3 protein-coding genes are annotated in these 7399 nt (G+C 44.6%); 2 read left to right on the top strand and 1 reads right to left on the bottom strand.

Features of this window, described 5'->3' with window-relative positions; all coding sequences use genetic code 11:
- On the bottom strand, positions 1–5311 hold a 5311-nt coding region (locus LUQ50_RS13025), incomplete at its 3' end, for a glucoamylase family protein (RefSeq protein WP_300040344.1).
- Between the two features lie 472 nt (positions 5312–5783).
- On the opposite strand from LUQ50_RS13025, the gene LUQ50_RS13020 reads away from it, so the two are divergent.
- Positions 5784–6008 (top strand): hypothetical protein, encoded by a 225-nt coding sequence (locus tag LUQ50_RS13020; protein WP_300040342.1) that lies wholly within the window; start codon positions 5784–5786, stop codon positions 6006–6008.
- A 352-nt stretch (positions 6009–6360) separates the two neighbouring features.
- The coding region (locus LUQ50_RS13015) for an HAD-IC family P-type ATPase (RefSeq protein WP_300040340.1) at positions 6361–7399 on the top strand (1039 nt) is incomplete at its 3' end.

Raw genomic sequence — 7399 nt, 5'->3', positions numbered from 1 at the left:
TAATCTTTTTGGTATATGAGCGATTGGTAACCCGGATCCTTCGAAGTTCCACATCATCTTCCGGTGATACGATAATTTCAGAACGCGTTTCAAATTCTCGATCCCGACGTTGAAATTCAGCCCGAGCCTGTTTAAAAATTACCTGATATGAATCAGGGTTCTTTCCACTTGGCTGATACCCATTTGACCAGAATTCTCCACTGGCAAGGTCTCTGATATAACAGAAGGTTCCTGAACTGTCAGTAGTGGGATCCTCCCGCCATCTGGTCACTGCAAGATCATTCCACCTGCTGTATCCGGAACCACTATTGTTGACCATCACATGGTACCGACCATTTGAGAGGAGATGAACTTCAGGCCACGGAGTCTGATATGTCTTGAAGACCCGAATCTGTGATTCCCGTTCCCCGATACTGGTATATACCTCCTCTTCTTTCCCTGAATGCGGGTAGAACGGGGTGTGCCTGGGCATCTTCTCCTGGAGAAGCATAATCGTTGCCTGAAGACGGGGGTCAGATTCAAATCTCCTCTGCATCGGACGATTCAACAGTACATACGCAATGGAAAGGAGAATCATTCCCTGGTGATGGGCCATGAATGATTGAACTACCGCATGGGTCTTGCCGGGAGTGATGCGGGAGGGAGTATAATCGATAGCTTCATAAAACCCGTAATCACCAGTAAATCCTTGATTTTCCATCTCCATAAGGTTTACACTGGCGAGATTCGGATTTATCATGAGAGCCATTGCTGCTGCATACGGAGCAACGACGAGATCTCCGGCAAGCCCGCGTTTAAATCCAAGTCCGGGTACTCCGAATGCCCGGTACTGGTAGTTGAGCGTAGTGTCGGTGAGATTGTACCCTGATTCAGATATTCCCCATGGTACACCGCGTTTGCGACCATACTCGATCTGTCTTGCTACGACGGTATGGTAGGAACTATCCAGAAGGCTGTTCTCATAGGTCGGCATTACGAGCAATGGCATCAGATACTCAAACATTGACCCACTCCATGAGATCAATGTGGTATTTGCACTCCCGACCGTAGTGAGGAGACGCCCGAGTGCAAACCAATGCTTCTGCGGAAGATGACCGGTCGCTATTCCGATAAAACTGGTTATCCGTGCCTCTGATGCAAGCAGGTCATATAATACCGGATCCAGTCTGAGATCGGTTACGTTGTACCCGATGGAAAGGAGATTACTCACCCGATCATACAGGAACTCATATTCGATCTCGGCAAAATCACCACAGAGAACAGTAAGATCATTTAAGGACAACAGGAATTTTGCTGCCCGGGCGCTTGATAACCTTATTTCCCGAAGAGTTTGCATCAGCCATGAGCGGCCTGATCCGGGGATATCATCCAGGGCAGCAGATGTATCAGCCCATGATAGTAACTGACTGAATCTGGTCTGCATATCCTCTTGGAGCGTTGCGATCTCTCTGATGGTTGGAATCCGGGTGTTCAGATTTTCACATGCTGAATAAAACTGGTGAAGATCCGAATTCAGATTTGACGGAATCTCCCCATATATTGTCGCAGGAGGAGTGCCCGCAGTAGTCCATGAGATGAATGATAATACATCAGTTTTGTGGTTTTGTATCTGCTTTTTTATCTCAGCAGACCACCATCTGACTTCACCATCAGGATGAGTGCTCAATGCAATCTCAATTTCTGAAGCAATCTCTTCAACATATCCAAGGTGCTCTACAATATCCCGTATCGAACCGGGTATCAGAATCCTGCCATGTTTCAACTCGTTGATCTTATCCAGGACCTGTATCATATCCGGACTCAAATTATCGTCAGATCCCGTATGAGAAGCATCCAGGGCATCAGTAAGAATCCGGATGGTGTCAGCGATTCCCTCATCAAAATTTCCTGAAACAATCGGGTTGTCCGGAATTTCATTCATTGCCTGCTTTAGTACAAGCAGGTTGCCAACAAGGTTTCCGCTGTCGACCGTTGAGACATACCGGGGAAGGAGGGGTTCAAGGGTGAGGGTATCATACCAGTTATAAAAATGCCCTCTGAATCGTTTTAGTTCCCCCAGAGTATTCATGATCTTTCGAGTTCTGTCCAGCAGATCTCCGGCCGGAATATACCCAAAATCATATGCGGTAAGATTTGCGAGGAGTGAAAGACCGATGTTTGTCGGGGATGTGCGATGAGCAACCTTCACTACCGGGTGTTCCTGATAATTATCGGTTATCAGATAATGATCTTCAGCAGTGACAAAGGTATCAAAGAATCGCCAGGTTTTTCTCGCGGTTTCTCGTAAAAAATGCTTTTGTCCGGGAGTAAGGCTGGTGATTCTGGATTTAACCGGCTGGCTGATCCACCAGGCCAGAGCAGGAGACAGGATCCATACAGATGCAAACAAAACAATAACCGGAGCGTTACCTATCGGGTACCATATCATAGAGATGAGCAATGCCATCCCGATCACCGGTCCCGGCCACATGATTTGATAGGATCTCTTCATGTCTGTATGTCCGGCTCGTCCAACCTCCTGATGTGTGGTCCATTCCAACAGATGGTGGTGGGAATATCCCATTCTCCATGATGAACGCAGAATTGCGTCAAGATACATATATGCTTCAAACGGAAGGAAGACCAGAGTGATGAGAGGTGCTGCCAGTTGATCCCTGATAACCCTGACCATATCGTGGAGATGTAATCTCCAGGTCTGTTCAGAAGGCTTTTTTATACTCTTCCATCCGGTCAGAATAATCGGTGGAATCAATGCGAGTGATACGATAAAACCGGTCCAGAATAGAGAATTCGATACCAAAAGCCATGTTATGCATAACAGGAGTATGGATGCAGGAGCCACGAGACTTCTTCGTAGGTTATCAAAGATTTTCCAGCGTGAGAGCACAGAGAGGGGATTTTTGATTTTTTTCTGTGTATTGTCAGGGACCGAGGAAAATATCCAGGATCCTATCTGCCAGTCACCTCTCACCCACCGGTGTCTTCTCCTGATATCCGCAATATAACTTGACGGGTACTCCTCAAAGACCTGAATATCACTCACCAGAGCAGTCCGGACATAACAGCCTTCCAGTAGATCATGACTTAATATGAGGTTATCAGGGAACCTCCCTTCAACAGATCGGGAAAAAATTTCGAGGTCATAGATTCCTTTCCCAATAAAAGAACCTTCATGAAAAGCATCCTGGTATACGTCAGATACAGTTCTGGTATACGGATCGATGCCCAGTTCTCCTCCAAATATTGATGCAAAATGGGAGGATCCTGATTCCGATACAGATATGGATACCCGGGGCTGAAGAATTCCATATCCTTCTCTGATTACCCCGGTTTTCGGATCTGCTATCGGGTGATTCAGGGGATGTGCAATAGCACCTATGAGATCTCGTGCACTATTTCGGGGGAGTTGCGTGTCTGTATCAAGAGTGATTACATATTTTAGGGAAGTTAAAAGACTCAGATCTCCGACGATATGTGAGAAGAGATCATCCCCTTTTCCGGAGATGAGGATACTGAATGCTTCAAGAATACCTCTTTTCCTCTCATAACCCATCCATCTGCCTTCATTGCTATTCCAACTTCTGGATCGGTGCATGAGGAAGAAGATTCCCTGTTTGTCATCGTAATATCTCGTATTCAGTTCTTCAATCCCGGTAGTGAGCAGAGAAACGATCTCCGCATCTTCAGGCAGTTCCCGGGTATCTGCATTTCGCAGATCGGTAAGTAACGCAAAGAAGAGGTTTTCATCCCGGTTCCCCAGGTACCGGATCTCAAGTGAGTCTAGTAGTCTGGTAACATCAGCTGTTCCCGATACCACGGTGGGAATCACTACGATGGTTTTTTGATCATCAGGAATTCCGGATGAATACGTCATCTTCGGGAGAGGAACCGGAGTCAGGAGGAGGGTAATGAACCAGTTACCCAATGATATTGAAGCCTGGCTGATTGGAATCAGAAGCAGGACCATAAACGGGAGAATAAGAAACCATGCTGTACCGGTAATCCGGGTATATCCAAAGATTTCCACAATAATGGTTATGAACAGGATCCCAGTGAGATAGAGAAACAACAGGTGGGATTTTCCAAGACCGAGGAGTTGATCAATAAGGGATTTCTGGTATCCAAGTGCTTCCTCAAGAGAATGCCTTCCTTTATCAATCAGGTAGTATCCTACATGGGATCTGCTGGAGATAGTGTCTCTTCTGTTACGGCTCTCACGGGCAAGTTCAACTGCTTTCAGAGCGATTTTGCTCTCTTCAATGGCACTCTTTTTTCCAATATCTTCTATTACATGCCGGTACTGATCACGGGTTTCAAAGTCCATCGCTGCATAGACATCGTCATGATCGCTTCGAAGGATCTGCTCAACAAGGCTCACCTGTTCAATGAACTCACGCCAGTTCATTTTATCAAGCAGCCGAAGGCTTCCGATACTATTTCCGATTGAGACCTGATCAGCGGCCTGGGTCTGGTTCTCTGCACTGATCATCTGCTCAATAGTCAGGTTGCTCTCAAACAGCCTCTGTTCGATCCAGGTTAGGGGAAAGGCCAGTGTTCCTGATTGTCCCTGTAATTGTCGTGCAATTTCAGCGACAAAAGCACTGGTGAGCGGGGGATTTGACCGTGCCAAATCTGCGATAACAAGGATAAGACTCTTGGGATCCTCTTTTGCAACCTTGGTTATCCGATCCACCCAAATATTCACAGAGTCAATCTCACGTTTGTTTGATGCGAGTATGTCTGATATTCTCCGTAGATTCTCGATCAAGGAGAGTCTGAGCATAATTGGTATGGCCCAGAGTTCTCCGAGCATCAAAGGGTTGACACTTTGGTATGCATCGATAAAAACGAAGAGACTCTCACTGTCAATTCTCCCGTCACTATGGGCAATTAACTCCCGTGCGATTTGATAGACCCGGGGAAATCCTTCAAAAGGTCCATTTACCAGATGAGGTAGTTCTTTACTGTATTCTTTCGTGAGATGGCGACGTGCGGTTCTGATCTGTTCTTCAATAAGGTAAAAATTATCTAACAGCCATTCCCCGGCTGGAGCAACTCGCTGATTTGTTTCTATGACCGTGCTTAAAATTGCATGTGTTTCAAGGAGTACCCGTTCGTTCGCTCCAAGTCGTGGAAGAAGACGCTCATGACCTTTTCTTGCATCTGCCTGGTATGAGAAAGCCGTCTCCTTTGCATGTTGAATCAGTTGTTCTCTGCTGTACAGCTCGGCTCTGAGTGGATCTGCGTCAATCACCCCGACTGCCGGTTCTTTGTCTGGTATTTCAGTTTTGGATGAAGACCTGTTCCACATTTTGTTCACGTTAATATCAGAGAATACACGTAAATATTGCCAATTCCTATAGGAAGGACCGGAATTTGTAAAGCTCTCAAATCAGATGTTGAAATGATGCTCAAAAATCTTAAAATATCTGTTACTTAACAAAATTTAGAAACTAAAGAATATATTGGTGAATTCTATTTTTTGTCTTGACTTTTTTATGTGTTCAGATACTCGTAAATCTACAGAAGAACACTCTTCAAATAGCCCTCGGAGTGGATCCAGACAACCATATATAACCTTCTCGAAATCAGATGAATCTGCTTTTTGTATAGTGAAATGGGGTATTTCCGGATAGGTATCTGAAAATCAGGGTTGTAACATTTTTTGCAACTCCCGGGAGGAGATATATACTCCGGTCTCCTATGCAGGTTGACTCTGATTGAAATGAAAATTTGATCAAACGGGTAAATTTAAAAAAATATCGGAGAAAGAGGCCAAAATTGTGAGTGATAATCAGAAATTCAAAGCAAAAAAAGTTCATGGAAAGATTCCAGTGACACCTCCTCTGGTATCTGGTGATGGTAAGTTAGGTTCATCTAGTATCCACCGGGAAGCAGGAGTGAAGGATCCACAGGTATCAGCAGGCGGGACAAAGAGTATCCACCGAAATGCTCAGGATACAAAAAGCACTGGAAACCGGGCTGGATCACGATTAAAAAAGAAGTGATCACAACCCAGTAGGGTAATAAAGCGAAGAATCTGTATTGAATTCCTTTTTTCCCGGTACAATTCTTCCTGATCCTCCTCTTTTAACAGAAAACCCTCCGTAGTGTCTGACACCCCCTCCATTCTCTTGTTTAACACCGAAATAGAATCCGTCAGGCTAAATTTTCCAGGATCTGGTTTATCGTTCTGTATCTGAACTGATATTTCCGAGCCCAGACTGATTATATTTTGCATGAAAACTGGTTTCATCTATCTGGCCTGGGACCTCCTAGGACACCATTGGGGTTTTATATGAAGCCCCCAAAGTAACCTCCCATATCATATGATGACCAGGGTTGTGGGAGGATTATCTTATGAGTATTAAAAAAAACATATCAGTATCGTTTACAGATGTTCATACCCTTCCAACTGGTGATCTCTACTCATTACTCAACACTTCAGCAATAGGCTTGACCACTGAAGAAGCGAAAGCACGACTCGTACACTATGGACGAAATGATATTGCCAATACAAAAAAGGGATCTCCAATCTTTCAGTTTTTGGAACAGTTCACAAATCCACTGGTTATAATCCTGTTATTTGCAGCAATTATCTCATTGATTGTTGGTGAGATGACCAATGCAGTAATCATATTGAGTATTATTTTGATTAGCGTCATACTCGATTTTTTTCAACGATATAAGGCTGAAAATGCTGCAGCGTTACTTATACAGAAAATAATTACCCGGGTGAATGTACACCGGGATGGAAAAGATGATGAGATACCGATTGGTGACCTGGTTCCTGGGGATCTCATCACACTTGCTGCTGGCGATATGGTCCCTGCTGATGCCCGTCTGGTCAGAACACGGGATTTTTTTGTGAATGAATCATCACTTACCGGTGAACCGTATCCGGTTGAGAAAAATGATCAGATTTCAGATTTAAAAAAAAACCTGGCTGAAGCAGAAAATTACGTATTTCTCGGGACCTCTGTTATCAGTGGATCAGGCGATGCGATAATCACTAAAACCGGATTATCAACAGAATATGGGAAGATCGCGAAATCGATGGTCCAACGACCTCCTGAAACTGAATTTGAACACGGCCTCAAACAATTCAGTTATCTGATGTCAAAGTTTGTCTTCAGCCTCGTTATCCTGGTTTTTTTTGTAAATGCACTATTCAAGCAGGATATTCTTCAATCATTGCTCTTTTCTGTTGCCCTCGCCGTTGGAATGACACCCGAATTGCTCCCGATGATCCTCTCATTAAATATGACCAAAGGAGCGATAGCCATGTCAGCAAAAGGTGCTATTGTAAAACATCCTGAATCCATCCAGAATTTTGGGAGTATGGATGTACTCTGCACAGATAAGACGGGCACCCTGACTGATAATAAAATCGCCCTTA

The sequence above is a fragment of the Methanospirillum sp. genome (assembly GCF_028679455.1).
Classification (GTDB): Archaea; Halobacteriota; Methanomicrobia; order Methanomicrobiales; family Methanospirillaceae; genus Methanospirillum.
This window is presented reverse-complemented; position numbering and strand designations above follow the sequence as displayed.